The organism is Streptomyces sp. BE20 (assembly GCF_036322525.1).
Classification (GTDB): domain Bacteria; phylum Actinomycetota; class Actinomycetes; order Streptomycetales; family Streptomycetaceae; genus Kitasatospora.
The window spans coordinates 46,057-71,523 of sequence record NZ_JAQYWW010001005.1; the positions used below are offsets into that span (position 1 = coordinate 46,057).

The 25,467-nt window shown below is 74.9% G+C and carries 21 protein-coding genes and 1 tRNA gene; 16 read left to right on the plus strand and 6 right to left on the minus strand.

All coding sequences use genetic code 11. The features are described from left to right. The first annotated feature begins 36 nt into the window (after window positions 1-36). The 5 genes from PUR61_RS25720 (at window position 37) to PUR61_RS25740 (ending at window position 5,003) form a co-directional block, all read left to right on the plus strand. The gene (locus PUR61_RS25720) at window positions 37-963 is read left to right on the plus strand and encodes an LLM class F420-dependent oxidoreductase (RefSeq protein WP_329881770.1); all 927 of its coding nucleotides are present in this window, start codon (window positions 37-39) and stop codon (window positions 961-963) included. Between the two features lie 533 nt (window positions 964-1,496). Beyond that, entirely contained in the window at window positions 1,497-2,108 is a 612-nt protein-coding gene (locus PUR61_RS25725) for an AAA family ATPase (protein WP_329881771.1), read from the plus strand. A 264-nt stretch (window positions 2,109-2,372) separates the two neighbouring features. Continuing rightward, window positions 2,373-3,386 (plus strand): zinc metalloprotease, encoded by a 1,014-nt coding sequence (locus tag PUR61_RS25730; RefSeq protein ID WP_329881772.1) that lies wholly within the window; start codon window positions 2,373-2,375, stop codon window positions 3,384-3,386. A gap of 282 nt (window positions 3,387-3,668) precedes the next feature. Then, window positions 3,669-4,133 (plus strand): universal stress protein, encoded by a 465-nt coding sequence (locus PUR61_RS25735; RefSeq protein ID WP_329881773.1) that lies wholly within the window; start codon window positions 3,669-3,671, stop codon window positions 4,131-4,133. A gap of 42 nt (window positions 4,134-4,175) precedes the next feature. Then, entirely contained in the window at window positions 4,176-5,003 is an 828-nt protein-coding gene (locus PUR61_RS25740) for a DNA-formamidopyrimidine glycosylase family protein (RefSeq protein ID WP_329881774.1), read from the plus strand. Between the two features lie 15 nt (window positions 5,004-5,018). Here PUR61_RS25740 and PUR61_RS25745 read toward each other — a convergent pair whose 3' ends face one another. From PUR61_RS25745 to PUR61_RS25755, 3 genes are all read right to left on the minus strand, one after another. Next, the gene (locus PUR61_RS25745) at window positions 5,019-5,654 is read right to left on the minus strand and encodes a uridine kinase (RefSeq protein WP_329881869.1); all 636 of its coding nucleotides are present in this window, start codon (window positions 5,652-5,654) and stop codon (window positions 5,019-5,021) included. Window positions 5,655-5,730: 76 nt separating this feature from the next. After that, a complete protein-coding gene (locus PUR61_RS25750) occupies window positions 5,731-7,041 on the minus strand; it encodes an outer membrane protein assembly factor BamB family protein (protein ID WP_329881775.1) in 1,311 nt (436 codons plus the stop codon). Window positions 7,042-7,141: 100 nt separating this feature from the next. After that, a complete protein-coding gene (locus tag PUR61_RS25755) occupies window positions 7,142-7,483 on the minus strand; it encodes a DUF4326 domain-containing protein (protein ID WP_329881776.1) in 342 nt (113 codons plus the stop codon). A gap of 248 nt (window positions 7,484-7,731) precedes the next feature. On the opposite strand from PUR61_RS25755, the gene PUR61_RS25760 reads away from it, so the two are divergent. The 6 genes from PUR61_RS25760 (at window position 7,732) to PUR61_RS25785 (ending at window position 16,315) form a co-directional block, all read left to right on the plus strand. Continuing rightward, entirely contained in the window at window positions 7,732-10,185 is a 2,454-nt protein-coding gene (locus PUR61_RS25760; RefSeq protein ID WP_329881777.1) for a SpoIIE family protein phosphatase, read from the plus strand. Between the two features lie 104 nt (window positions 10,186-10,289). Further along, a complete protein-coding gene (locus PUR61_RS25765) occupies window positions 10,290-12,002 on the plus strand; it encodes a sensor histidine kinase (protein ID WP_329881778.1) in 1,713 nt (570 codons plus the stop codon). Between the two features lie 196 nt (window positions 12,003-12,198). Continuing rightward, window positions 12,199-12,867, plus strand: coding sequence for a response regulator transcription factor (locus PUR61_RS25770; RefSeq protein ID WP_329881779.1), 669 nt, complete (start codon window positions 12,199-12,201; stop codon window positions 12,865-12,867). Window positions 12,868-13,537: 670 nt separating this feature from the next. Then, window positions 13,538-14,302: a transglycosylase family protein gene (locus tag PUR61_RS25775; protein ID WP_329881780.1), complete on the plus strand. Its 765-nt coding sequence runs from the start codon at window positions 13,538-13,540 to the stop codon at window positions 14,300-14,302. Window positions 14,303-14,808: 506 nt separating this feature from the next. After that, window positions 14,809-15,564, plus strand: coding sequence for an SDR family NAD(P)-dependent oxidoreductase (locus PUR61_RS25780; protein WP_329881781.1), 756 nt, complete (start codon window positions 14,809-14,811; stop codon window positions 15,562-15,564). A gap of 151 nt (window positions 15,565-15,715) precedes the next feature. Further along, a complete protein-coding gene (locus PUR61_RS25785; protein ID WP_329881782.1) occupies window positions 15,716-16,315 on the plus strand; it encodes a TIGR03086 family metal-binding protein in 600 nt (199 codons plus the stop codon). A gap of 136 nt (window positions 16,316-16,451) precedes the next feature. On the opposite strand, the gene PUR61_RS25790 is transcribed toward PUR61_RS25785, so the two are convergent. The 3 genes from PUR61_RS25790 to PUR61_RS25800 all read right to left on the minus strand — a co-directional run bounded on the left by PUR61_RS25790 (window position 16,452) and on the right by PUR61_RS25800 (window position 20,810). Then, on the minus strand, window positions 16,452-17,642 hold the full coding sequence (locus PUR61_RS25790) for an alpha/beta hydrolase family protein (RefSeq protein ID WP_329881783.1): 1,191 nt from the start codon (window positions 17,640-17,642) through the stop codon (window positions 16,452-16,454). 119 nt (window positions 17,643-17,761) lie between these two features. Beyond that, window positions 17,762-18,229, minus strand: coding sequence for a (2Fe-2S)-binding protein (locus PUR61_RS25795; RefSeq protein ID WP_329881784.1), 468 nt, complete (start codon window positions 18,227-18,229; stop codon window positions 17,762-17,764). A 112-nt stretch (window positions 18,230-18,341) separates the two neighbouring features. Then, a complete protein-coding gene (locus PUR61_RS25800) occupies window positions 18,342-20,810 on the minus strand; it encodes a molybdopterin cofactor-binding domain-containing protein (protein WP_329881785.1) in 2,469 nt (822 codons plus the stop codon). Window positions 20,811-21,212: 402 nt separating this feature from the next. Here PUR61_RS25800 and PUR61_RS25805 point away from each other — a divergent pair, with 402 nt between their 5' ends. The 5 genes from PUR61_RS25805 (at window position 21,213) to PUR61_RS25825 (ending at window position 25,450) form a co-directional block, all read left to right on the plus strand. Next, window positions 21,213-22,490, plus strand: a complete 1,278-nt coding sequence (locus PUR61_RS25805) for an MFS transporter (RefSeq protein WP_329881786.1) — start codon at window positions 21,213-21,215, stop codon at window positions 22,488-22,490. 601 nt (window positions 22,491-23,091) lie between these two features. Beyond that, window positions 23,092-24,705 carry an alpha/beta hydrolase gene (locus PUR61_RS25810; RefSeq protein ID WP_329881787.1) on the plus strand — a complete coding sequence of 538 codons (1,614 nt, stop codon included), beginning with the start codon at window positions 23,092-23,094 and terminating at the stop codon, window positions 24,703-24,705. Between the two features lie 153 nt (window positions 24,706-24,858). Further along, window positions 24,859-24,930 (plus strand) — tRNA-Pro (locus PUR61_RS25815). Between the two features lie 33 nt (window positions 24,931-24,963). Continuing rightward, on the plus strand, window positions 24,964-25,188 hold the full coding sequence (locus PUR61_RS25820) for a hypothetical protein (RefSeq protein WP_329881788.1): 225 nt from the start codon (window positions 24,964-24,966) through the stop codon (window positions 25,186-25,188). 61 nt (window positions 25,189-25,249) lie between these two features. Further along, complete coding sequence (locus tag PUR61_RS25825; RefSeq protein WP_329881789.1) at window positions 25,250-25,450, plus strand: hypothetical protein; 201 nt, start codon at window positions 25,250-25,252, stop codon at window positions 25,448-25,450. The last annotated feature ends 17 nt before the right edge of the window (window positions 25,451-25,467 follow it).

A 25,467-nucleotide genomic window follows, 5' to 3' on the forward strand; every position in this document is an offset into this window, starting at 1 on the left:
TATGAGCACGGGGTGGTCTGTACAAGAATGGCCGGTATGGATCTTCGAATCTTCACCGAACCCCAGCAGGGCGCCGACTACGACACCCTGCTCCGGGTGGCCCGGACCGCCGAGGAGCTGGGTGCCTTCAGCGCCTTCTTCCGCTCCGACCACTACCTGAAGATGGGCGACGTCAGCGGCCTGCCCGGCCCGACCGACGCCTGGATCACCCTGGCCGGCCTGGCCCGGGACACCAGCACCATCCGCCTCGGCACCCTGATGACCGCCGCCACCTTCCGGCTGCCCGGCGTGCTCGCCATCCAGGTCGCCCAGGTCGACGCGATGAGCGGCGGCCGGGTCGAGTTCGGCCTCGGCGCCGGCTGGTACGAGGAGGAGCACAGCGCGTACGGCATCCCCTTCCCGAAGGAGAAGTTCGGGCGGCTGGAGGAGCAGCTGGCGATCGTCACCGGGCTGTGGAACACCAAGCTCGGGGAGACCTTCGACTTCGCCGGGGAGTACTACCGGCTGACCGACTCGCCCGCGCTGCCGAAGCCGGTCCAGCAGAAGATCCCGGTCCTGGTCGGCGGCAAGGGCCCGACCCGCACGCCGGCGCTGGCCGCCCGCTTCGCGGACGAGTTCAACCTGCCGTTCGTCTCGGTCGAGGAGAGCGCCGCCCAGTTCGGCCGGGTCCGCGCGGCCGTCGAGCGGGCCGGGCGGCAGGCCGACGACCTGGTGTACTCCAACGCCCTGGTCGCCTGCGTCGGGCGGGACGACGCCGAGGTGGCCCGCCGGGCTGCGGCGATCGGCCGTGACGTGGACGAGCTGAAGGCCAACGGCCTGGCCGGCACGCCCGACGAGGTGGTGGAGCGGCTCGGCCGGTTCGCCGCCGTCGGCAGCCGGCGGGTCTACCTGCAGATCCTGGACCTGGACGACCTGGACCACCTGGAGCTGATCGCCTCCCGGATCGCCCCGCAGCTGGGCTGAGTCCGGCCGCGGCCCGGCGGCTCCACCGGACGCGCGCCCCGGCGCCGGGGGAGCCGCCGCCACGCGTCCCGGGGGGTCGCCGGGCCTCCCCGGGCCTGCGCCCCAGCCGTGCCCGGCCGGGGCGCTGTGACGTGCCCGGTGCGCTTCTGTGACGTTCCTGGAGCGGTAAAGGACTCGGCCCGGACCGGGGCTGACCACTAGTCTTTACTTTCTCTTGAAGGGGGAAGGCTCTTCGGGAGACGGAGCCGGGCAGCGTTCGGGCCGGCGGGGAGTCAGGGGGAGAGCCGATGGCGGACGTCAGGGTCTTGGGGATGCCGGACCTGTCCGGACCGGCCGATTCCGGGCCCGCGGCCGGACCCGGGGCGGAGCCGGTGAGTCGGTCGGGGAACGGGACCGGCGGCGAGTCCGGGCCCGGGGCGCCGGCGGGCGCGACCGCGGGGGCATCGGCCGGGCCCGTCGCCGCGGTCGCGCCGCCCGAGGCCGGGGGCGAGTCCGGCGCCAGGGTGCCGGCGCCGCGGACGGCCTGTCGAGGGGTGTCGCCGGAGCCCGCCGGGACGGTGCTGCGCCCCCGCGGGCTGCAGGACCTCCGGCAGAGCCGGGCCCGGCCGGCCGTGCTGCACTACCCGGCGGGGGACCTGCTGGTGGTCTCCGGGCTGCCCGGCAGCGGGAAGAGCACGCTGATGCGCCGCTGCGTCCGCACCCTGCTGGTCGACTCGCAACAGGTCCGCGAGGAGTACGCGGCCCGGGTGCCCGGGTGGCTGCCCTACGCGGTCTACCGGCCGGTGGTCCGGGTGGCCCACTACCGTCGGCTGCGGCGCGCGGTGCTGGCGGGCGGCCCGCTCGCGGTGCACGACTGCGGGGCGGTGCCGCACGTCCGGCAGTGGCTGGTCCGGGAGGCCGCGCGGCAGGGGAGGCGGGTGCACCTGATCCTGCTGGACGCCAGCGCAGAGGAGGCCCGCGAGGGGCAGCAGGCCCGGGGCCAGGCGGTCTCCGCGTACGCCTTCGCACGGCACCGGGAGGCCGGCCGGCGGCTGCGCCGACGGCTGGCGGGGACGGGGGAGCCGCCGACCGGCTGCGCCTCGGCGGTGGTACTCGACCGGGCCGGTGCGCGCGCCCTCCGGGAGATCGTCTTCGTGGCGTCGTAGTCTCGGCGAGGGCCGTCGCCGCTCCACGGAGCCGACGGGGCGTCAACTTTCGGACAGGCCGGGGCCGGTACTGTGCGCATGCGCGCGACGGGAAATGCTCGATGTGCGGCCGGGTCGGACCGCTCAAACTTCCGGATTATGTCTGATATGTCGTCAGAAGTTCCAGGCCGGAACGAGTCTGACGCGTACACGCGACTCTGCGTAGCCTGAGCTCGGCGGCCCCCCTCAACCGCCGTCCCCCACAACTCCCCCTCAGGAGCGCAGATGCGTCGTTCTGCTCGCGTGCCCTCGCGTGCCGCCGCAAGGTTCCTCGGTGCGGCCGCCCTCACCGCGGCCCTCGGACTCACCCAGTTCGCCGCCCCCTCCACGTTCTCCACCGCCACCGCGGCCCCCGGGGCCGCGGTCGCCGCCGCCGAGTGCACCGGTGACGCGAGCCAGGACGCCGCCGCGCGCAAGCCCGCCGGCGGTTCCGCCGGCCAGGAGCCCAACGCCGTCAGCGACGCCCAGGCCAAGGCCATGGACGCCGAACTCCAGGCCCGGGTCACCCAGCTGGCGCTCTCCCCGGGCGGCAACGCCCTGCTCGCCCCCGGCACGCTGGCGGCCACCACGACCGTCCCGGTGTACGTGCACGTCGTCCACTCCGGGACCACCGGCAAGCTGTCGGCCGCCACGATCACCAAGCAGATCGCCGTCCTGAACGCCGCGTACGGCGGTCAGGGTGCGGGCAACACCCCCAGCCAGTTCCAGTTCCAGCTGGCCGGCACGGACTACACCGACAACGCCACCTGGTACAACGGCATCACCCCGGGCTCCTCCGCCGAGCGGTCGATGAAGAGCGCGCTGCGCAAGGGCAAGGCGGGCGCCCTCAACCTCTACACCGCCAAGCTCGGCCAGTCGCTGCTCGGCTGGGCGACCTTCCCCAGCTCCTACCAGTCCAACCCGACCGACGACGGCGTGGTCGTCCTGGACACCTCGTTCCCCGGCGGCTCGGCCACCAACTACAACGAGGGCGACACCGCCACCCACGAGGTCGGCCACTGGCTCGGGCTCTACCACACCTTCCAGGGCGGCTGCAGCGGCCAGGGCGACTACGTCTCGGACACCCCGGCCGAGAAGAGCGCCGCGTACCAGTGCCCGGCCGGCCGTGACACCTGCACCACCACCGGGGTCGACCCGATCCACAACTTCATGGACTACACGTACGACTCCTGCATGACGCAGTTCACCGCCGGTCAGGTCGCCAGGATGGCCAGCTCCTGGGCCGCCTACCGGACCTGACGGTCCGCGGCGACCGCCGCCCGGAACACCGGCGGGTGCACGGCCATCGGGCCGCGCACCCGCCGGTGCCGTTTCGGCCCGGCCGGCCGGCAGCCCGACGGGCGGTCCGGCGGTTCGGCTGCCCGGGCGCCCTGGACTTCCTCGGCGCCGGGCCCGGATCGCACAGGGTTCGAAAGCATCTGGGGTTCCCGGCGTGGCAAATGGCGGCTGTTTGTCCGCTTTGATCTATGTTCGAGGGGACAGCAGTGCAGTCCGGAGAGCAGTCGAGCAAGGAGCAGCGGTATGGCCAACAGCGCGAACCCCCGGATCGTCGTCGGCGTGGACGGCTCGCCCGCCTCGGAGCAGGCCCTGCGCTGGGGCGTCGACTACGCCCGGCTGGTCGGCGGCACCGTCCAGGCCATCGCGGCCTGGGAGTACCCGGCCTTCTACGGCTGGATCGGGGCGGGCGTGCCGGCCCCCGACTTCAACCCCGAGGAACTCGCCGGGAAGACGCTCGCGGAGAGCGTCACCCGCGTCGTCGGTGACGACCCCGGCGTCCGGATCGCCGAGTCGGTCATCCCCGGCAACGCCGCGCAGACACTGCTGGAGGCCGCCGCAGGAGCTGCGCTGCTCGTCGTCGGCAGCCGCGGCCTCGGCGGGTTCTCGGGAGCGCTGCTCGGCTCGGTGAGCCGCCACCTCACCGAGCACGCGCCCTGCCCGGTGGTCGTCGTCCGCGAAGGGGCCGCCGGCGCGGGCACCGCCGCGTAGCCGGGCGTGCGGCGGGCCGCCGTACGGAGGCAGGATGGAGGCATGCCAGAAGGTGACTCCGTCTACCGCGCGGCGGCCCGCCTGCACGAGGCCCTCGCCGGACAGCTGCTGACCACCGCGGACCTGCGGGTGCCCGCGCACGCCACCGCCGACCTGACCGGCCGCCGGGTGCTGGAGGTCGCCCCGCGGGGCAAGCACCTGCTGACCCGCCTGGCGGGCGGCCTCACCCTCCACACCCACCTGCGGATGGACGGCCGCTGGGAGGTCTACCGCCCCGGCCAGCGCTGGGCCGGCGGACCGGCCTGGCAGATCCGGGCCGTTCTGGGGACCGAACGCGGCACCGCCGTCGGCTACCGGCTGCCCGTCGTCGAGCTGCTCCGCACCCGGGACGAGGAGCGGGCCGTCGGCCACCTCGGACCCGACCTGCTCGGCTCCGGCTGGGACCCGGCGGAGGCGGTCCGCCGCCTGCTCGCCCACCCCGTCCGGCCGCTCGCCGAGGCCCTCCTCGACCAGCGCAACCTGGCCGGCATCGGCAACGTGTACGCCAACGAGCTGTGCTACCTGGCCGGTGTCACGCCGTGGACGCCGGTCGGCGAACTGACCCGCCCCGAGCGGCTGGTGGACCGGGCCCGGCAGCTCCTCGACGCCAACAAGCTGCGCTCCGGCCACGTCACCACCGGGGACACCCGGCGCGGCCACCAGCACTGGGTCTACGGCCGGGCCGACCGGCCGTGCGTGCGCTGCGGGACGAAGGTCCTGACGGCGAGCCAGGGCGTCCCGCCGCAGGAACGGGTGGCGTTCTGGTGCCCGTACTGCCAGCGCGGGCCGGCCCCGGCGGCCCGGCCGGTAGGCGCACGGCGCGGCCGGTGAACGGGCCGTCCGGCGTCAGGGGCGCTCGACCAGGGCCGGGTGGCGGGGGTCGTCGACACGGACGGTGAGGTCGGCCGCCTCGGTGGGGACGGTCTCCGCCTCGTAGCGGGCGAAGGCCGGCAGCGTCCACCGCTCCTCGGGCGGGGTGCGGCGGGCCAGCGCCGCCGGGGAGAGCGACAGGTGGACGGTCAGCTCCAGCGGCAGCCACCGGCCGAGCAGCAGCGCACCGTCCAGCAGTAGGACGCCGCCGGGCGGCAGGGTGACGTACGGCGCGCGGGTGGAACGGTCGGTCGACGGGTCGCGCAGGCTCGGCAGCACCCGGCCGGTGCCACCGGCCTCCAACGGGTCCAGTACCTCGCGCGCCAGGGCGCCGTCGTCGAGCCAGAGGTCGTGGAAGGCGTCGGCGTCCTGCTTGCCGTACTCCAGCCGGACCGAGGCCGGGCGGAGGAAGTCGGCCGCCGAGACCCGCAGGGCCGGGCGGCCGCGCAGCCGCAGCGGCTCCACCAGGGCGTCGGCGAGCGCGCCGGGCCGGGCCGCCGCCGCCCCGTCGACGGCCACCCGCTGCCGGCGCCCGTCGGCCCCGGGTGCGGCGGCGATCCGTTCGGCGAGCAGCTCGACGAGGCGGTCGAACGAGATCGGGCGAATCTTCACGGAGTCGTCCACGAGGTCATCCTGCCGTGGGGGTGGGCGGGCGCCGGGCCGGCCGCCGTTCGTCCTCGGCGAACAGTCACGGGACGGGCAGCGGGCCCATGGCGTACAGGACGCTGTCGTGGCCGCCGTAGAGGTTCGCGCCGTCCGTGAAGACCGACCAGACGTCGACGCCGGGCCCGGAGTCGGTGAAGCTCCGGGACTCCCGGCCGGACGCGGTCTCCAGGTGGTGGAGGCCGTCGGCGGCCGGGCCGGGGACGATCAGCTCGGCGCCGGCCAGCACGGGGCGGGTGCGGCGGTCGAGGCGGAACGGCAGCTCGTGCCGCCAGAGCTGCTCGCCCGTGGCCACGGCATGGGCGGTGACCAGCCCGTTGTCCCGCAGGACGTAGACCTGGGTGCCGTCGCTCACCGGAGGCAGGGCGCGCCACTCCTCGCCCTGGCCGGGGGCGATCGACCAGCGCGGGACGCCGTCGGCGTGGCGCAGGGCCCGCACACCGGCCGCCCCGTCGGGGAGGTAGAGGTTCTCCAGGTCGATCGCGGACCACGCCGCGCTGCCCGCCGCCCCCCAGAGCCGGCGGCCGGTGGCGCCGTCCAGCAGGGAGACCCCGGCGGTCGGGTCCGAGTCCCGGGCCAGGAGGCGACCGGACCAGTCGAGGGCGGCGACCAGGCCTTCGCCGCGTTCGGCGGCCGGGCGGGACCAGACCACGGCGTGCGTGGTGGCGTTCACCGCGAACAGCCTGCCGCCCGGGCCGAGCGGGCGGCTCTCGGCCCGGCCGTAGAGCAGGCTTCCGTCGCAGCCGAGCAGGGTGACCCGGTCGCCCAGCTCCTCGGGCAACGGCATGCTCCAGTCGGCGAACGGGCCGATCAGCGTGCGGGCGTCGATGTGGCCGGGCGAGGTGGTGAAGACGCGACCGGCGCCGACGATCACCGGGCTGTCGGCCGGCGCGCCCTTGGACACCGGGAACTCCATCGTGCGGGTCACGGCGCCGGTGTCCCGGTCGAGCACCCGCAGGGCGTCCCTGGAGAGGTGGACCGGAGCGTTCGGCCGGCCGTCGAGCCGCAGCGGCGTCATGGGCGCGGGTCCCCGGTACGTCCAGAGCGGCTCCGGCCCGTTGACCCGGGTCGGCAGCGGCAGCGGCTTCGGCGGCGCCGGTTCCGGCCCGCCCGACGACCGCGACACCCCCCAGACCGCGGCGCCCGCGGCCAGCACCCCGGCACCCAGCAGCAGCCGCCGCCGGTTCGGCCCCGGTCCGCGCTCCCCGCCGCCCCCGCCACTGAGCACGTCCGCCCGCCCGCCGTCGGTGCCGCCGCCCTCACCGTCCCACTGCCAGGACGCCTCGCCGGGCTCGCGCCCGGCACTCTCGGAACGTTCGGACGGTACGGACGGCATGGCTCGGTACTCGTTCCCCCCGGGGCAGCACGACGCTGCACTGTCCACGGAGGATATCCAAACCGCACGGCCGGCCCCGCGTGCGGCGGCGCCGGCCCGCTCAGGCGGGGACGCCGTGGTCGGCGAGGTCGGCGATGACCTGGGCGTGGCAGGGGAGCGGCGCGCACCAGCAGCCCAGGCGGTGGCCGCGGAGGCCGGGGACGAGGGCGAGCAGGGCAGGACGGGCGAGCAGGTAGGCGCGGTAGTCGGCGAGCATCTGCTCCCTGGGCAGGTCCGGCCCCGGCCGCCACGGGCAGTGCAGCGGCGACGCGGCCAGGTGCCAGCCGCCGCGGTGCATCGCCCGGCCGACGTAGACGACGTCGGCGTAGGCGGGGTCGTCGCGGTGGCCCTTGAGGTTGACCACGGTGGTCGGGGACGTCGGGCCGGAGGTGCTGCGGGTCATGGTGACGATGGTGACGCGGACGGGGTGCACGGGCACCCCGGGGGCCGTGTGACCGGTGCGTCCGGTGGGTTCGCCTTGACAGCCCCTGGGGCCCGGCGTAGCAAGAGAAGATGCGCCAGGGTGTGCCGGCGGACCCGCCCGGTCCGCGACCGAGCGGCGGTGGTGCCCGGGACGCGCGATCCGACCCGCACCGCCCCCGGGAGCACGCTGCCCCCGTCCGGGCGGATCCGGCCGGACCCGCCGGGCCGGTGGCGACCGGGCCGGGCGGGGCGGACGGCGCGGCCCAGGAACGCGACGCCCTGCTGGCGGTCGCCGTCCGGAGGGTGCTGGGCACCACCGACGCGTACGGCGCGACCGTCCACCTCCGCTCGCGCGACCGGCGCTCGCTGGTGCTCTGCGCCATCGCCGGCGTGCCGCTGTCGATCATCAGTCCGTTCCGGCGGGTCGCCGCCGCCGGGCCGCTGCCGGCAGCGGTCTCCTACCGCACCGGGCGGACGGTCACGCTGTCCGACACCGAGGACATGATGCGGCGCTTCCCCCAGCTGGCCGTCGGCATGCCCTACGACTTCGCCTCGGCCTGCGTCCCGATCCGCACCGGCGACGACACGTACGGGGTGCTCAGCGTGCTCTGGCCGGCCTCCGACGACGGGGTGCCGGAAGGCGCGCGGCGCCACCTGCGGACGGTCGCCAACCGCCTCGCCAACGGCCTGGCCGGCCTGGAGGCGGCCGGCGGCGCGGTCGAGCCCAACGGCGACACCACCGTGGTGGAACTGACCCCGCCGTCCGCGCCCACCACCCGGGTCGGACTGTTCGACTGGAACGTGGTCACCGGCGAGGTCTCCGCCGACGACCAGTTCTGCGAGATCTTCGGCCTCGCCCCCGGGGACTTCGACGGCCGCGCCGAAACCCTGGCCGGCCGGATCGCCGCGGGCGACCTGCCGGAGTTCCGGACCGCCGTGCGCGGCGCCCTCGACCGGGGCCACGTGCTCGCCGCCCGCCTGCGCGTCCTGGACCGGGACGGGCACCCGTACCCCGTCGAACTGTGGGCCCGGGTGCCCGGCAGCGGTGCGGACGGCCGCAGCCGCCTGGTCGGCGCCGTCCTCGACACCCGGACCGGGACGGCCGCCGCCGCCGCCGTGGAACGGCTGCGCGACGGCGTCTTCTCGCTCGACCCGGACGGCCGGATCACCTTCGCCAACCACAGCGTCGAGCTGCTGCTCCAGACCCGCCGCGAGGACCTGCTCGGCCACCACCCCTGGCACGTGCTGCCCTGGCTGTCCGACCCGGTGTACGAGAACCGCTACCGGGCCTCGCTGCTCTCGCAGCAGCCCACCGCCTTCCTCGCCCGGCGCCCGCCGGACCACTGGCTCGCCTTCTCGCTCTACCCGGACGCGCACGGCGTCACCGGCCGGGTGGTCGCCGCGGTGCCCCCGCCCGGCGCGGCCGAACCGCCCGCCGAGCCCGCGCCCGGCACCTGGACCGGCCTCGGCGTCATGTACCACCTGCTGCAGCTGGCCAGCGCGCTCAGCGAGGCCGTCACCGTCCGCGAGGTCTGCCGGGCGGTGGCCGACGAGATCCTGCCGGCCCTCGGCGGCCAGGAGCTCGCCATCTACGCAGTCCGGGACCGGCGCCTGCACCTCGTCTCGCAGAGCGGCTACCCGGACGGCTTCCTCGACCACTTCGAGGGCACCCCGATCGGAGCCCGGGTGCCCGGCGCCGAGACGCTCAGCACCGGCACCCCGATCTTCTTCGAGTCGGTCGGGCAGCTCGCCGCCGCCTACCCCGGCATCGAACTGGACGAGATGGGCGCCTGGGCCTTCCTGCCGCTGATCGCCTCCGGCCACCCGGTCGGCAGCTGCATCCTCGGCTTCGACCGCGCCCGCTCGTTCACGCTGGAGGAACGCGGCCTGCTCACGGCCCTCGGCGGCTTCATCGCCCAGGCCCTGGAACGCGCCCGCCTCTACGACGCCGAGTTCGCCCTGGCCCGCGGCCTCCAGCAGGCGCTGCTCCCGCACCGGCTGCCGCGCCTGGACGAGGTCCGGATCGCCGCCCGCTACCTGCCCGGCACGCAGGGCATGGAGATCGGCGGCGACTGGTACGACGCCATCGTCACCGGGCGTGACCTCACCCTGGTCATCGGCGACGTCGAGGGCCACAGCGTCGGCGCGGCCGCCACCATGGGCCAGCTGCGCAGTGCCGTCCGGGCCTTCGCCACCGTCGGCCACCCGCCGGACGAGGTGCTCGCCCGGACCAACCAGCTGCTGCTCGACCTCGACCCCGGGCTGCTCGCCAGCTGCTGCCTGATCCGGCTCACACCGGGCGACGGCCACGCGCTGGTGGCCCGGGCGGGACACCTCCCGCCGGTGCTGCGCCACCCGGACGGGCGTACGGAGGCGCTGTACGTGGCGGGCGGGCCGCTGCTCGGCGTCGACCACCGGGCCGAGTACCCGGTCAGTGAGCTGCGGCTGGCCCCCGGCTCACTGCTCGTGCTGTACACGGACGGGCTGGTGGAGGACCCAGCCGCGGCGATCGACGAGGGCGTGGAACGGCTGCGCGCCGCAGTCGCGGGCCACGGCGCGGCGGCGGGGTCGGCCGACGACGGCGTCGAGGTCCTGGACCGGCTGGCGGAGCGGCTGCTGCACGAGGTGGGCTCGACGCACCGGGTCGACGACGTGGCGCTGCTGCTCACCGCCTACCGGTGAGGCGGGGGCCCCGCCGAGCGTCCGCCGGGTACGCGACTTTCGTCGGACCGGCCGGCGACGAAGGGTGGCGGCGGTCACGCCGTCCGGTTCGTTAGCCTCACCGGGTGGACGTCATAGCAAGAGCCTGGTCGAAGGCGGTACGAACCGCGCTGCCCGGTCCGTGGCGGCTCGGGCTGGTGCTGCGCGAGGGGATCGGCGCGATCCTGCTCGGCGGGCTCGCCCTGATGATCGAGGTGCTCAGTAGGAGCGGCCTGGCCGTCCTGGTCGCTCCCCTCGTCGCCGTCCTCTTCCTGCTGCGCCGGGGCCTGCCCGCGACCGTCCTGGTGGCGACCGCGGCGGCCAGCGGCTGGTGCGGGGGGCCGCTGCCGCTGCTGGTCTGCGCAGGCTGGTCGGCCGGTGCCCGGGTGACCAGGGTCGGTGTCCTGGCCGGCTCCTTCACGGTGGGTTTCGTCCTCATCACCGCGTCCAGCGTGGTGAAGGACATGGACCAGGCGCCGGTCAAGCTGGTGGTCGGCCTCTCGCTGGGCGGCTTCCTGCTGCTCGCCGTGCTGCCCGCGCTCTGGGGCCGGTACCGGGCGCAGCGCCGGGCGCTGATGGACGCGCTGAGCGAGCGCAACGAGCAGCTGCTGCGCGAGCGGGCGATGGTCGCCCACCAGGCGAGACTGCGCGAGCGGCACCGGATAGCCCAGGACATGCACGACAGCCTGGGCCACCAGCTCGCCCTGATCTCCGTCCACTCCGGGGCCCTGGAGGTCGACCGGACCCTCGGCGACCGGCAGCGCGAGGCGGTGGGCGTGCTCCGGCTGGCCGCGGTCGCCGCGATGCGGGAGCTGCGGGAGGTGGTCGGCGTGCTGCACGACGAGTCGACCGCCGCGCCGGCCGTCGCGGGTGCGGCGGCGGGAGCGGGCGCCGGGCCGGGCGTCGGCGGCGCCGGTGGGGTGGACGGGATCGAGCAGCTGGTCGAGTCCTCGCGGGCGGCCGGCACGGTGGTCGCCTTCGTCCGGGACGGCGAGCGGCGCCCGCTCGCCGCGTCCGCCGGGCACGCGGCCTACCGGATCGTTCAGGAGGCGCTCACCAACGCGCACAAGCACGCGCCGGGCGCGCCGATCAACATCGCGCTCCGGTACGAGCCGGACGCGCTGGTGGTGGAGGTGGTGAATCCGGGAGCGCCCGAGCCCGTGGGCGTGCGCGCCGGGCGCGCCACCACGGTCGTCAGCGGCGGGCAGGGGCTGACCGGACTGCGCGAGCGGGCCCGGCTGGTCGGCGGCATGGTGCACGCCGGGCCGACGCCGGAGGCCGGGTTCCGGCTGGCCGCCGTGCTGCCGTACGAGGGGGCGGAAGGGGCCGGGGGCGTCGCCGGCGGTCCCGCGGGCGGAGGCACGGGTGCTCCCGGGGAGGTGCCGGACTGGGCGCTGGACGGCGTTCCGCCGGTCGAGGCCGCGCCGCCTCGGCGGCGGAGCCCGGCGATCGGCTGCGCGATCGGCGGGGCCGTGGTGCTGCTCGCCGTGCTCGGGTTGGTGGTGTGGGGCGTCGTCGCCTTCATCCGGGCCACCGACGACTCGACCGTGCGGCGCCCGCTGTACGACTCGGTGGAGGTGGGCACGGCGGAGGCGGACGTGAGGCGGATGCTCCCGCCGGGCAACAGCTTCTTCACCAAGGACCTGGAGCGGGGCGGACCCACCCCGCCGGCCGACTCCTCCTGCCGTTACTTCCTCTCCGACACCGACGGCGACGGCTGGGAGGGCGACAACGTCGTCCGGTTCTGCTTCAAGGACGGTGTGCTGGTGGAGAAGAAGCACTACAACGTGTCGCCTTGACACCGCCCGCCACGCGGAGCCTCCACGCGGAGCCGTCGTGCGGAGCCGTCGTGCGGAACCCGCCGGGCCGGGAGGTCCGGCCGGTCCCGCGTCGGCCGGTCCCGCGTCGGTGCGCGGAGGTGTGAGGATGGTCCCCGGCAGCACCGGGGGGATCCTGTGCCACGCCGTCAGGACCAGCCCAAGGGGATGACCAGCAGTGATCCGAGTCCTCGTCGCCGACGACGAGCCGCTCATCCGGGCCGGAATCAGGATGATCCTGTCCTCGGCCGACGACATCGACGTGGTGGCCGAGGCCTCCGACGGCCGCCAGGCCCTGGAACTCGCCCGCGCGCACCGGGTGGACGTCGTCCTGCTGGACATCCAGATGCCGGTGATGGACGGGCTGACGGCGCTCGCCGAGCTGCCGAGGAGCGCCCCCGGCGCGCGGGCGCTGATCCTCACCACCTTCGGGGAGCGTGACAACGTGCTGCGCGCCGTGAGCGACGGCGGTGCCGGCTTCCTGCTGAAGGACACCGCGCCGGCCGAGCTGATCCAGGCGGTCCGTGCGGCCGCCACCGGACACGCCTTCCTCTCGCCCGCCGCCACCCGCCACATCGTGGACTCGCTGGCCGCCGGGCGGTCCGGCCCGGCCGCCGCGCGCGGGGCGGACGCCCGGCGGCGGCTGGAGGTGCTGACCGGGCGTGAGCTGGAGGTGCTGGCGCTGTTGGGGGAGGGGCTGTCCAACGCGGACGCGGGCGCCCGGATCCACATGAGCGAGGCGACGGTGAAGACGTACGTCAGCAGGATCCTCGCCAAGCTGGGCTGCGAGAACCGCGTCCAGGCGGCGCTGCTGGCCCGGGACGCGGGCCTGGACGGCGCGCGGTAGCGGGTTCCTGACGGGGCGCCGGCCGCCCCCGAAGGGCGGTCAGAACCCCTTAGGCCGTCCGCCGCACGGGTTCTGACGGCGCATGTCGTCCTGGTACGGACCGATCGCGTGCGGTGATCTGAGTGGCTTTTTGGTGACGCTGGGTAGTGGGCGTGGTGAACGCCACGTCGACGGCCCGCGGAACCGGGAACTCCGATCACGGCGGTGACGGAGTGTCGGGCAGCAGTGGCTCCCTGTGGACGATGTGGGAACCCTCACAGCCTGTTCGGTGTGAGCGAGGGCACGGAAATCGATCGTTTGGGCCTGAATACCCGGTCGAATCCGGTCGAATCGGGGATGCTTTCATGATCAATACCGCCGGTAACAGTCAACTGACCTGCGGCGTCCAAGAACTGCTTGAAGCGGCCCGGTAGCGCCCGTAGCTTCATTGGCGGTGCAACGAGCACCACCCGGGTTCACCCCCGACGCACGGCCCGCCGACTGACCACCGGCGCGAGGGCCGTGTCCGCCGAACCGGCCGGCTCGAAGAGGCCGTCGGCGAGCGGGGGTGGCCGGGGCGGCGCGCCACGTCGGACACGTGTGCGACCGCCCATCGAGTGAGGGAGCGACAACCGGCCCCGGCAGGGGCCTGGTTCCGCATGCCTGCCCGGGGCTTGTCGAGAGGACTTCCATGGATCCCCGTCACGAGACCGCCGCTGCCACCGCTGCCGACAGCACCACTTCGGGTACCGGCGCCACCAAGCGCAACCGTGTCCGGATGGCTGTCGTGGCCGGAGCCGCCGTCGCGGCCCTGCCGGTGGCCGGCCTCGTCACGGCCACCTCGGCCTCCGCCGCACCCGCCTCCGCCTGGGACTCCGTCGCCAAGTGCGAGAGCGGCGGAAACTGGAGCATCAGCACCGGCAACGGCTTCTACGGCGGACTGCAGTTCACCCCCTCGACCTGGAAGGCGTTCGGCGGCACCGCGTACGCGGCCCAGGCCAACCAGGCGTCCAGGGCGCAGCAGATCGCCGTCGCCGAGAAGGTCCTCTCCTCGCAGGGCCCGGGCGCCTGGCCCGTCTGCTCGGCCAAGGCGGGCCTCGCCAGGGGCGGCGCCCCGGCCGCCGTCGACACCGCCGCTCCGGCGCCCAAGGCGCAGCAGCCGGCGAAGGAGCAGCCGGCCAAGCCTGCCGCGAAGCCCGCCGCCAAGCCGCAGCAGGCGCAGGACCAGAAGCCGCAGTCCCGGAAGGCGCCGGCCCAGGAGGCCGCGAAGCCGGCCAGGCCCGCCGCGTCCGAGAAGAACACCGGCGGCGGCAGCTACACCGTCAGGAGCGGTGACACGCTGAGCGGGATCGCGGCCAAGTTCGGTACCGACGCCACGAGCCTGCATGCCAAGAACGCCCGGGCGATCGGCGGCAACCCGAACCTGATCTTCCCGGGCCAGACCCTGACGGTCTGAGCCGGGGCGAGCGGTGCAGCCCTGACGACCCGTGCGCCGGGAGTCCGTGCGCCCGGTGTCCGTGCCCCGGGGGTCCGTGCCCCGGAGGCCCGCGTGTTGAAGGCCGCCGCTGAAGGCCGGCGCTCCGGGAGGATCGCGCCCTGACGAACGGTGCACCGGTGGCGCCGCGGCCCCCGGGTCGTGCTCGGCGCTCCGCTGCCGCAATCCGGGCCCGTCGCCCGGACCGCCCGGACCGCCCGGACCGCCCCCGGGCAGGCCCCCCGGGCCCGGCGGGTCCGTGCGCGGACGCCCGCGAGACGTGGCTTCCGGAACCTCCGAACGGCCGTCCCCTGCCCGGGGGCGGCCGTTCGGCGTGTCCGCCGGTCGGGCCGGGCCGGACGTGGAGGTGGGGGGTCGTGTGCTGATTGTTGAACGTTGAACGCGACGTCCGAATACCGCCGGAGTCCCGGACGGCGAGGCCCGAGGATCGAGTCATGTCCACGAACGAGGCAAGGAGTTCCGACGATATGACGACGACTGTGCCGGCGAAGCTCGACGGCAAGGTGGCCCTGGTGACCGGTGGCAGCCGGGGCATCGGGGAGGCGGTGGCGCTCCGGCTGGCCGAGGACGGCGCGGACGTCGCACTGACCTACCTCGGCAGCGCGGAGCGGGCCGAGGCGGTGGCGGCGAAGATCACCGCGATGGGGCGCCGGGGGCGGGCGGTCCGGGCGGACAGTGCGGACCCGCAGGAGGTGCGGGCCGTGGTCGCGGCGGTCGCCGAGCGGTTCGGGCGGCTGGACATCCTGGTGAACAACGCCGGGGTGGGCGTGCTCGGGCCGATCGGTGAGATCGGTCTGGACGACGTGGACCGGGTGCTGGAGGTCAACGTCCGCGCGCCGTTCCTGTTCGCCCAGGCAGCCGCTACCCACCTGACCGAGGGCGGTCGGATCGTGACCATCGGCAGCTGCATCGCCAAGCGCACCGCCTTCCCCGGCGGCAGCCTGTACGCGACCAGCAAGGCCGCGGTGATCGGACTCACCAAGGCGCTGGCCCGTGAGCTCGGCCCGCGCGGGATCACCGCCAACGTGGTCCACCCGGGCCCGATCGACACCGACATGAACCCGGCGGACGGGCCGTCGGCCGCCTTCCAGGCGGGGTTCACCGCGCTCGGCTCCTTCGGCCGGGCCGCCGACGTCGCCGCGACGGTGGCCCACCTGGCCGGGGAGGAGGGCCGCTACATCACGGGTGCCGAGATAGCCGTCGACGGCGGCTTCGCCGTCTGACGCAACGGCACCCGGACTACCGGCCCGGGGTGTTGTTCCGGGCCGGTAGTCAGTGGTCCCGTTTACGATCGCCCGGTCCGACCACGTATGCGGGGACCCGCACGCGGGCGCACGCCCGGGTGCGGGTCCCGAGTGACCCGAGAGGTGCGTCATGACCGGAGCGGAAGACCCGATCGAGCTGCTCGCCCGTGCGCTCGCCCAGACCGCCGGCCTGATCGACGGCGCCGGCGCCGAGCAGGCCGGTCACCCGACCGCCTGCCGGTCCTGGGACGTCGGACAGCTGATCAGTCACCTCCTGTTCGACCTGGAGCAGTTCACCGTCCGGGCCGAGGGCGGCACACCGGACTGGTCGGCGTCCTTCGAGCGGGTCGATGAGGACTGGCTGCACCGCTTCGAGGCCGGCGCGGAGCGGCTGGTGGCCGCCTGGCGACAGGCCGGGGATCTCGACGGGGTCGTCCAGGTGCCCGGCGCGGGCGAGTTGCCCGCCCGCTTCCCCGTGGACCAGCAGATCGCCGAGTTCGCCGTCCACGCGTGGGACTTGGCGAAGGCCACCGGTCAGTCCACGGACGGCCTCGACCACGAGGTCGCCCGGGCGTCCCTGGCCTGGGGGCGCGGCGCGCTGCGGCCGGAGTACCGGGGGAGTGAGGAGGAGGGCCGCTCGTTCGGCGCGGAGGTGAAGGTCGACGAGGATGCGCCGGTGTACGACCGGCTCGTCGCGTTCTTCGGGCGCGACCCGGAGTCCGCCGGCTGACGCGCGGGGTGCCGGGGCCGGCGGGCCGTCCCGGACGGACGCGTCCTGTGCGGACGCGTCCCGGGCGGACGCGTCCCGGGCGGACGCGTCCCGGGCGGACGCGTCCCGGGCCGGTCCCGCGCCCGTCCCGGTCCGGTCAGCCCCGGCTCCAGACGAACGCGATCTCCGGGTAGCGCCGCGAGGGCGCCTCCAGCAACGGGGACGGCCGACCGCGCAGGAAGCGGTCGAAGTGCGCCCGGACGTACGCGCGGGTCACCGCCGTCGCCCGCTCCGGTGCGACGGTGCCGAGCAGGTCGCTGTAGACGTCGGCCGGCAGGTGATCCGCGAGGCGGCCCGGGTCGGCGGCGTGCGGCAGGTCGGTGAAGCTCAGGTGCCCGGCACCGCGCAACTGCAACTGGCGCCCCCAGCCGCGCTGGTGCTGGCGCCAGCGCTGCCAGGTGTCGTGGTCGGCCAGCGAGGTGAGCAACAGGAACGGCCGGTCCAGGCCCTCGTCGGCGACCGGTGAGCCGAAGAAGCCGCCGTCGAGGTTGAGCCCTGTCACGAACCGGCTGTCCTGACGGACCGCCTCGGCGGCGGCCGAACCGCCCATGGAGTGGCCGAAAGCGCCGATCCGGCGCCGGTCGGCGCGCGGCAGCCCGGCCCGTCGGGCGGTCCGCCCGGTGGTCAGCTCGGTCGCCACGAACCGCAGGTCGCCGACCCGGGCGGAGACCTCCTTGCGCTCGGCGGCGCCCCAGTCGGCCGGATCCGCCTCCAGGACGCTGCGCACCAGCCGTCCGTCCGGGAACTCCACGGCGGCCGCGTCGTAGGTGTGGTCGATCGCCGCGACCAGGTAGCCGTGGGCCGCCAACTCCTCGGCCAGCGCGGTGCAGTTGCTCCGCCCGCCCTGGCGGCCGTGGCCGAGCAGCAGCAGCGGGAGCCGGTCCGGTACGGCGGGCGCCCCGGTGCGGGCGGTCGGGCGCAGGGCCGCGATGGTGCCGGGATCCACCGGCAGCGTCTCCTCGAAGGCCGCGCCCACCCGGGTCGTGGTGTACGCGGCGCGCGGTGCACCGCCGTTCCCGAGCGCCGGGTACCAGAGCTGCACCATCAGCTCGCGCGGTCCCGGCACGAAGGGGTCCTGCCGGTCCTGGTCCACGAGGTGCAGCGGCACCGTCCCGACCGTGCGCCGGACGGTCGGCTCGGGCAGGTCGATCGGCCGGGGTGTACCGGGCCGGGCCGCAGGAGCGGGTGCGGCGGCCGGTGCGGCCTGCGCCACGGCGGTGGGCAGGGCGAGCGCGGCGCCGCCCAGGCCCGCGACGGTCAGCAGGGAACGGCGCCGGAGCATCGTCATCCCACCCTTCGGTTCGGTGATCCTGACGGCAGCTCACCCTAGGTGGACTAGACCATCGATGGCTAGGGGTGTCTCCTGCGGGAACGGCGAGCGGCCGGAGCCCCCCGGCCCGGGCCGGTTCAGGTGCCGGACGCGGTCCGGGCCGCCGCGCGCTTGATGGCCTCCCGGATGCGGGGATAGGTGCCGCAGCGGCAGATGTTCTGGATCTGGTCGACGTCGGCGTCGGTGGGAGCCGGCGTGCGGCGGAGCAGGGCGACGGCGGTCATGATCTGCCCGGGCTGGCAGAAGCCGCACTGGGCGACGTCGCACTCCAGCCAGGCTTCCTGGACGGGGTGCAGGGTGTCGCCGTCGGCGAGGCCCTCGATGGTGGTGACACTCCGGCCGGCGCAGTCCTTCACCGCCACCGTGCAGGGCTGGAACTCGTCGCCGTCCAGGTGGCTGGTGCAGGCCCGGCAGACACCGACGCCGCAGCCGTACTTGGGACCGGTGACACCGAGCTTGTCGCGCAGGACCCAGAGCATGGGCATGTCGTCCGGGGCCTCGACGGTGACCGGCTGCCCGTTGAGGACGAAGGTGTGGCTGGGCATGGGGGACGGGGTGTCCTTCGGGTTCGTGGGCCGGGTTCGTGGGCCGGAGTTCGTGGGCCGGGTTCGCGGGCCGGGTTCGGGAGAAGAGGTGCGCGGGGCGGGAGGGCGCGGCTCAGAAGTTGACGGGGAAGGACCGCGGGCTGGTCCCGGTCGCCCGGGCGTAGGCGTTGGCGACCGCGGCCGACGCGGCCGGCACCCCCAGCTCGCCCGCGCCGCCGGGCGGTCCGCTCGGCGGCAGGAGGTGGATCTCCACCACCGGAGGGGTGTGGCGCTGGCGGGCGTAGCGGAAGTCGCCGAAGCTGCCCTCGCGGACGGCGCCGTGGTCGATGTGGTTGCCCGCCCGGAGGATCACCGAGATGCCGTCCACCAGCGCGCCGGTCAGCTGCGCCTCCAGGCCGGTGGGGTTGATCACCGTGCCGACGTCGGCGGCGATCACGGCCTTGGTGACGCGTGGCTGCCGAGGGTCGGTGGCGTCGAGCTCGACCAGGTAGGCGGCGCGGCCGCCGTTCTCGTCGTGGTAGCCGATGCCCTGGGCGTGGCCGGCCGGCATGGGACGGCCCCAGCGGCCCGCCAGGGCGGCCTTGTCGAGGACGGCCCGGCCGCGGGCGTCGCGCAGCAGGGCCCGGCGGAAGGCGACCGGGTCCTGACCGAAGCGGCGGGCCAGCTCGTCCGTCATGATCTCGTCGGCGACCCGGACGGTGCCCGAGTAGACGGACCGCCAGCTGCCGGTGTGCATCTTCAGCGGGACCTCGGCGAGCAACTGCGTCGGGAGGCCCACGTTGTACGGGTTCTTCTCGCTCAGCAGGAAGAACGCCTGGGCGAGCGAGATTCCGGCGGCCGAGAGCTGGAAGCCGGCGGCGGTGAGGGCCTCGCCGAGTCCGTGGCCGAAGTCGGTCGTGACGGTGGCGGCCCGGTGTTCGTAGCTGAGCACCTGTCCGAGGCCGTAGGTGGCGCGGATCCGGTGGTGGCTGGCGGGGCGCATCCGGCCGTGCCGCATGTCGTCGTTGCGGGTCCACATCAGCTTGACCGGGCGGCCGGCGGCCCGGGAGATCAGGGCGGCCTCCAGCGCGGCGTCGAAGAAGAGCCGCCGGCCGAAGGAGCCGCCGCCGCGCACCACGTGCACGGTCACCGCGTCCTGCGGAAGGCCGAGTTCGGCGGCGATGGTCTGCTGGGCCACGATCGGGGTCTGCGAGGCGAACCAGACCTCCGCGCGGTGCGGGCGGACGTCGGCGACCGCCGTCAGCACCTCCATCGGCGCGTGGTTGACGAAGGCGAAGTCGAACTCGCCGTCCACGTACTGGGTGAGCAGGGGCGGGACGAGGAACGGTGCGTGGGCGGCGCGGAGGGCGGCCCGGATGTCGCTGTCGGAGAGTGCGGCGACGGGCCCGGGGTGCCAGGAGGTCCGGAGCGCGTCGCGGGCCTTGAGGGCCTGGTCGAAGGTTTCGGCGAGCACGGCGACGCCGCTGGGGATCGTCACCACGCCCAGCACGCCGGGCATGGTGCGGGCGGCGGAGGCGTCCAGGCTCGCGAGCGTGCCGTTGATGGTGGTGGGGCGGGCGACCACGGTGGGTACCGCGCCGGGGACGGCGAGGTCGCCGGCGTACCGGGCGCGGCCGGTGACGATGTCGCGGGCGTCGATCCGGCCGGTGGGGCGGCCCACCCGGCGTCGCTGTTCGGCGGGTTTGGGGGTGGGGGGCACCGCGGGGGCGGCGACGAGGGCGGCTGCGGCGGCGAGTTCGCCGTAGCCGGCGCGTCGGCCGTCGGGGGCGAGGACGGCGGAGTCGGCGGTGCGCAGCGTGCCGGCCGGCAGCGACCAGCGGCGGGCGGCGGCGGTGACCAACCGCGCGCGGGCGGCGGCGGCCACGGCGCGGACCGGGTCGTACAGGGTGCGGACCGCGTTGGACGCACCGGTGAGCTGACCGAACAGCAGGTCGGGGCGGCCGTCGGAGAGCGGGATGTCGACGTCGCCGAGCCGGGCGTCGAGCTCCTCCGCGACCAGCATCGCGACCGTCGTGGTGAGGCCCTGGCCGACCTCCAGCCTGGGGAGGTGCAGCACGGCGCGGCCGGCGGCGGTGATCTCCAGGACCAGGAGGTGGGCGGTGGGCAGGCCCGCGACGAGCAGCGCGTCGCCGAGGTCGAGGATGTCCGGGACGCCGGGCAGGCCGAGCAACTGCGAGGGGGCGGCGGCGGGACCGGCGGCGGGTCCGGCGACGGGGGCCGCGACCTGCGCGGCTGCACGGACCGCGGCCCGGGCGGCGGTCGGTGCGGCGGCGTCCAGACCGGCCCGGGCGGCGACGGTGAGGGTGGGCGCGGCGAGCAGGTAGGTCAGGAAGCGGCGGCGTCCGGTGGACGAGGGAGGCTGCTCGGCGATGCCGTCCGGGGGTGCGGTGGAGGTGCTGATGGCGGGAGCCCTTCGAGCCGGTGACGGCTCCGGCGGGGCGGGCCTTCGTGGGCCCCGGCCCCGGTGCCGGATGGTCTTCGGGTACGCGAACGGGAACGGTTTCGCGGACGCGAGCGTGAACGGTGTTCGTGTGCGCGGACAGGATTGGTCGTGTCCACGTTCGCGAACGCGGATGAGCATAGGAGCGCCTTACTGGCCGGTCAACACGGGCACTTTAGTCCGGATCGGACAACTGACCGGAGCTCGGATGGGGCGGGCACGGACGGTGCGCGGCACGGCCGGAGTCTGCCCGGTACCGCCGTCCGGGTGATGCTCGGGCGGGGGCGCACGTGCGTTCCCGGGGCGGGCGCGGGTGCGGTCGGCGCCGGTCCCCGCGCACCGTGCGACACGCGTCGCCGGCCGGGCACAGAGGTCCGCCGCAGGGGGCCCGGCGTGGGTGGTCGGGGCGTCGGCGGAGGTACAGCTCCCAGATCCGCCGGTCGCCAAGTGGCCCAGGGAATCGCACGGCCATTGGCGCTGCCGGGTGGTCCGCCGGCGCCCTAGCCTGAGGTCGAACGACCGGGACCGCCTTCCAGGAGCATCGTGAAACCTCGCCCCCTTCCGGCCGTCGGACCCCGACGGATCCTCGCCGCAGCCCAGTTGGTCAGTGCGATCGGCGACGGCGCGTACTACACGAGCTCGGCGCTGTACTTCACCCGGATCGTCGGCCTCTCGCCGACCCGGCTCGGCCTCGGCCTCGCGGTGGCCTGGGGGATCGGGTCGCTGGCCGGCGTTCCGCTCGGCCACCTCGCCGACCGGCGCGGGCCGCGCGGCGTCGCGGTGACGCTCGCCTTCGCCACCGCGGCCGTCGTCGCCTCCTTCCTGGTCGTCCGCTCCTTCCTGCCGTTCCTCGGCGCGGCCTGCCTCTACGCGACGGCGCAGTCGGGACTCGCCGCCGCCCGTCAGGCACTGATCGGCGGGCTCGTCCCCGGGGAGGAGCGGACCGGGGTGCTCGCCCGGCTCCAGTCGACGCTCAACGCCGGGTTGGCGGTCGGTGCCGCACTCGGCGGCGTCGCGCTGACCGTCGGCACCAGGACGGCCTTCCTTGCCGCGTTCGCGCTCACCGCACTGGGCTTCCTGGTGGCGGGACTGGTGCTGCGCCGCCTGCCGGAGGTCGTGCCGCAGGCCGCGCCGGAGGCCGACCGGGCGGGCCGCGACGGGCCCGGGCTCGCGGTGCTGGCCGACCGCCGGTACGCCGTGGTGACGCTGGTCAACACCGTGCTGTTGCTGCGGATGCCGCTGCTGAGCCTGGTGCTCCCGCTCTGGATCGCGGAGCGGGAGCCACGGCTCGGCTGGCTCGGGCCGGTGCTCTTCGTGCTCGACACCGCGGGCGTGACGCTCTTCCAGGTCCGCACGGCGCGGGCCGTGACCGGTCTCCGGTCGGCCGTCCGTGCCGTCCGCCGGTCGGGGGCGATCCTGCTCGCGTCCTGCGCGGTGTTCGCGGTGACGGCGGCCGGCGTTCCGGTCGGGGCGACGGCGGTGCTGCTGGTGGCGGCCACGGCGCTCCTGGTGCTCGGCGAGATGAAGCAGTCGGCCGGGTCCTGGCAGATCGGCTTCGACCTGGCCCCGGCCGACCGGCTCGGCCAGTACCAGGGCTTCTTCGGGACGGGTGTCGCGGTGGCGCGGACGGCCGGTCCGCTGCTGCTGACGACGCTGCTGCTGGAGGGGGGCGCGCCGGGCTGGCTGCTGCTCGGCGGGATCTTCCTGGCGGCCGGCTGCGCGATGGGCCCGGCCGTGCGCCGGGCGGAGCGGGACCGCCCGTGGCGGACGGGCCCGGTACCGGCCGGCCCGGTGCCGGCTCCGGCCGCGGCCGGTCGGTGAGGCGTGAACCCGCGCCCTGGAGAGGTGGGTTGACGGGGCGGACGGGCCTGCTGCCGCAGGGGTATACCACAAGGCCGGCCCGGTGTCGGACGACGCGGACACACGGCGGCTCGTACCGTCGTGACCAGCACCGCGGCAGTTCGGCAAGGCCGGAGGCCACCCCCTTCGGAAGGGGAAGGACCGTCGGCGGCCGGGTGGTGGACGCGGTCAGGATCGACAAGGCCGCCACCTGCTGACGGACGGCCCTCCGGGGCCGGCGGGGCGTGACCAGCCCGATCTCGTCGGCGAGCACCACGGCCCGCACCCGGCCGCCCCGGGCGCTCGGGACGCTCGGCGGACCAGGCACCGGGGACCGCCCTGCAGGGTGGGGACGGCAGGGGCGCGAGGCCGGCCGGCCGTCAATCCTCGGGTCGACCCGTGGAGGACGTGATCGGCACCTGTCCTCGGCCGGCACCGCGTGATGTCCCGTCAATCGGTCGATTCATGGGGAGATTGACGCTGTGTCGACGCACTGCCGGAAGAATCTTCTGCCGTTCGTGGTCTTCCCCTCTTGACCGAGGGCTGACAGGCTGTGCGGGTTTGTAGAACCTGAGGAGGTTTCGTGTCCCGTCTCACCAGCGCGGCCCTGGCGGTCGCCAGTGCCCTCGCCCTCGTCGCAGGCAGCGCCGCCGCAGCCGTGGCCGCGCCGGATCCCGGCCCGAATGCCGAGGCCAAGGTGGCATCGGTCGACTGGAAGCCCTGCAACCCCGACCCGACGCAGCCGGATCCCAAGATCTACGACTGCGCCGTCTACCCGGTGCCGATCGACTACGACCACCCCGACGGCGAGACCATCGGCATCGCCATGATGCGCCGCCGGGCGGGCGACCCGGCCAAGCGGATCGGCTCGCTGTTCCTCAACCCCGGCGGTCCGGGCGGCAGCGGCTACCTGTGGGCGACCACGCCCCGGTTCGGCAAGGACGTGCAGGACCGCTTCGACATGGTCGGATTCGACCCGCGCGGGGTCGCGCGCAGCAACCCGCTCAAGTGCTTCACCACCGACGAGGAGGCCGCCGCCGTCAACGACCGGATGGTCGGCGTACCCGTCACCAGGGCCGAGATAAACGAGACCATCGACGCCACCGAGGACTACAGCGACGCCTGCTCCCGCAACGCGGGCCCGCTGATCGAGCACATGTCCACCATCAACGTCGTCCGGGACCTCGACCGGATGCGCCGGGCCGTCGGCGACGCCAAGCTGACCTTCGCCGGTTTCTCCTACGGCACCCTGATCGGCGCCACCTACGCGGGCATGTACCCGAACAAGGTGCGCGCGGTGATCGTCGACGGCAACGTCGACCCCAACCTGCGCATGCGCGACGGCGTCGAGTACGACAAGCAGCGCGCCGCCGGCTTCGAACTCGCCCTGGACCAGTTCCTCAAGCGCTGCGAGGCCGCGGGCGCGCCGCGCTGCGCCTTCGGTGCGGGCGACACCCGGGCCAGGTTCGACGCGATCCGCGACCACCTGCGCACCAGCCCGGTCACGCTGCCGAACGGCTCCCGGGTGACCCTCTCCAGCTTCACCAGCCAGGTGGCGAGCTCGCTCTACGCGCAGCGCCTCCAGGCGCCGCTCGCCCAGTCGATCCAGGCGCTGGACGACGTACTCCGGGCGCCCGCCGTGAACGGCCTGGCGGCAGCGGCCGCCCCGGCCGGCTCCGAGGCGGCCAACGTGCTCGCGGTGACCGCCCCGAACGCGCTGCGCGAGGCCCTGCCGGAGACCCCGTACTCGTCGGACGACTCGTACTACGGCGTCAACTGCCAGGACAAGCCGTACCCGTCCAACCCGCGGGTGTTCGTCGGTCTCGCCCGGGCCTGGGAGAAGGAGTCCCCGACCTTCGGCCGCTACCAGGCCTTCGACGGCCCCACCTGCTCCAGCTGGCCGGCCCCGGCACGTGACGCCGAGCGCTTCACCGGCCCGTGGAACCGCCGGACCGCCACCCCGGTCATGGTGATCGGCAACCTCTACGACCCGGCGACCAACTACCAGTTCTCGCAGCGGATGCAGCGGCAGCTCGGCAACGCCGTGCTGGTCTCCGTCGACGTGGTCGAGCACTGCGCGGTCGGCCGCAGCAAGGCGCTCAACGTGCTGGTCACCGACTACCTGGTGAACCAGAAGGCGCCCGCGCCCGGTCAGCTGCTCAAGCCCGACGCCGAGGCGTTCCCGCCCGTCGCCTGACACCGTGCCGGTCCTCGGCGCCCCGCACGGCGGTGCCGACGCGCCGAGGACCGACGGCCCGCCCCGGGATCCGATTCCCGGGGCGGGCCGCTTCGTCGGAGGGGGAGCGGACGCGGGGCGTCAGACCTCGGTCAGCGGAACGTTCGGTGGCTACTGGTCGTATCTCAACGGTGGATTGCCTGCTCTGGGAGCGGGACGTCGCAGGTTCGAACCCTGCCGACCAGGCACTCTGAGAGCCGTGCGGGTACGCTGGCCGGCATGGCCGACGAACAGACCCCGGGCGACCGTCAAGCACTCCGGCGGCTCCGCATGGAACGGATGCGACGGCTGATGGACGCGGCGCGGAACGGTGAGTCTGTCGCCACCGAAGACCCCGACGGCGTGTCCCACGTAACGCAGCCGCCCGCCGTTGACGAGAGTCAGCAGCTCGCCGAGGTCCGGCGACGCCAGAAGCAGTCACCCGGAGACGGCCGAACGGACTGACTCCTGCTGCCTCCATGATGCGCCTGGAAGTACCGGGCAACGCGGCACAACCGACGTCACGATGTCTGATGAGGTCGGCTTCACGCTGCTGGCGGTGACCATCGGCGACCCGACGAACGGCCACGCTGCTGGCGACGACGGCCAGGTGCTGCGTGTGGAGAACACCGGCTACCTGGGTGGCGCGCGGCATCGGCTCCGTTCTCCTGGATCAGGTGCCTGCCTCCGCGAACGGGGTGGATGGCGAACCCGGATCGGCGGCTGATCTCACTTCACCCCGGT

Excerpts from the sequence above, each read along its gene's own strand:
- PUR61_RS25795 (WP_329881784.1), bottom strand. The coding sequence starts at position 18,229 with ATGCCCAGCCACACCTTCGTCCTCAACGGGCAGCCGGTCACCGTCGAG.
- PUR61_RS25780 (WP_329881781.1), top strand. The coding sequence starts at position 14,809 with ATGACGACGACTGTGCCGGCGAAGCTCGACGGCAAGGTGGCCCTGGTG.
- PUR61_RS25785 (WP_329881782.1), top strand. The coding sequence starts at position 15,716 with ATGACCGGAGCGGAAGACCCGATCGAGCTGCTCGCCCGTGCGCTCGCC.
- PUR61_RS25825 (WP_329881789.1), top strand. The coding sequence starts at position 25,250 with ATGTCTGATGAGGTCGGCTTCACGCTGCTGGCGGTGACCATCGGCGAC.
- PUR61_RS25820 (WP_329881788.1), top strand. The coding sequence starts at position 24,964 with ATGGCCGACGAACAGACCCCGGGCGACCGTCAAGCACTCCGGCGGCTC.
- PUR61_RS25750 (WP_329881775.1), bottom strand. The coding sequence starts at position 7,041 with ATGCCGTCCGTACCGTCCGAACGTTCCGAGAGTGCCGGGCGCGAGCCC.
- PUR61_RS25720 (WP_329881770.1), top strand. The coding sequence starts at position 37 with ATGGATCTTCGAATCTTCACCGAACCCCAGCAGGGCGCCGACTACGAC.
- PUR61_RS25790 (WP_329881783.1), bottom strand. The coding sequence starts at position 17,642 with ATGACGATGCTCCGGCGCCGTTCCCTGCTGACCGTCGCGGGCCTGGGC.
- PUR61_RS25740 (WP_329881774.1), top strand. The coding sequence starts at position 4,176 with ATGCCAGAAGGTGACTCCGTCTACCGCGCGGCGGCCCGCCTGCACGAG.
- PUR61_RS25730 (WP_329881772.1), top strand. The coding sequence starts at position 2,373 with ATGCGTCGTTCTGCTCGCGTGCCCTCGCGTGCCGCCGCAAGGTTCCTC.
- PUR61_RS25800 (WP_329881785.1), bottom strand. The coding sequence starts at position 20,810 with ATGCTCATCCGCGTTCGCGAACGTGGACACGACCAATCCTGTCCGCGC.
- PUR61_RS25735 (WP_329881773.1), top strand. The coding sequence starts at position 3,669 with ATGGCCAACAGCGCGAACCCCCGGATCGTCGTCGGCGTGGACGGCTCG.
- PUR61_RS25755 (WP_329881776.1), bottom strand. The coding sequence starts at position 7,483 with ATGACCCGCAGCACCTCCGGCCCGACGTCCCCGACCACCGTGGTCAAC.
- PUR61_RS25775 (WP_329881780.1), top strand. The coding sequence starts at position 13,538 with ATGGATCCCCGTCACGAGACCGCCGCTGCCACCGCTGCCGACAGCACC.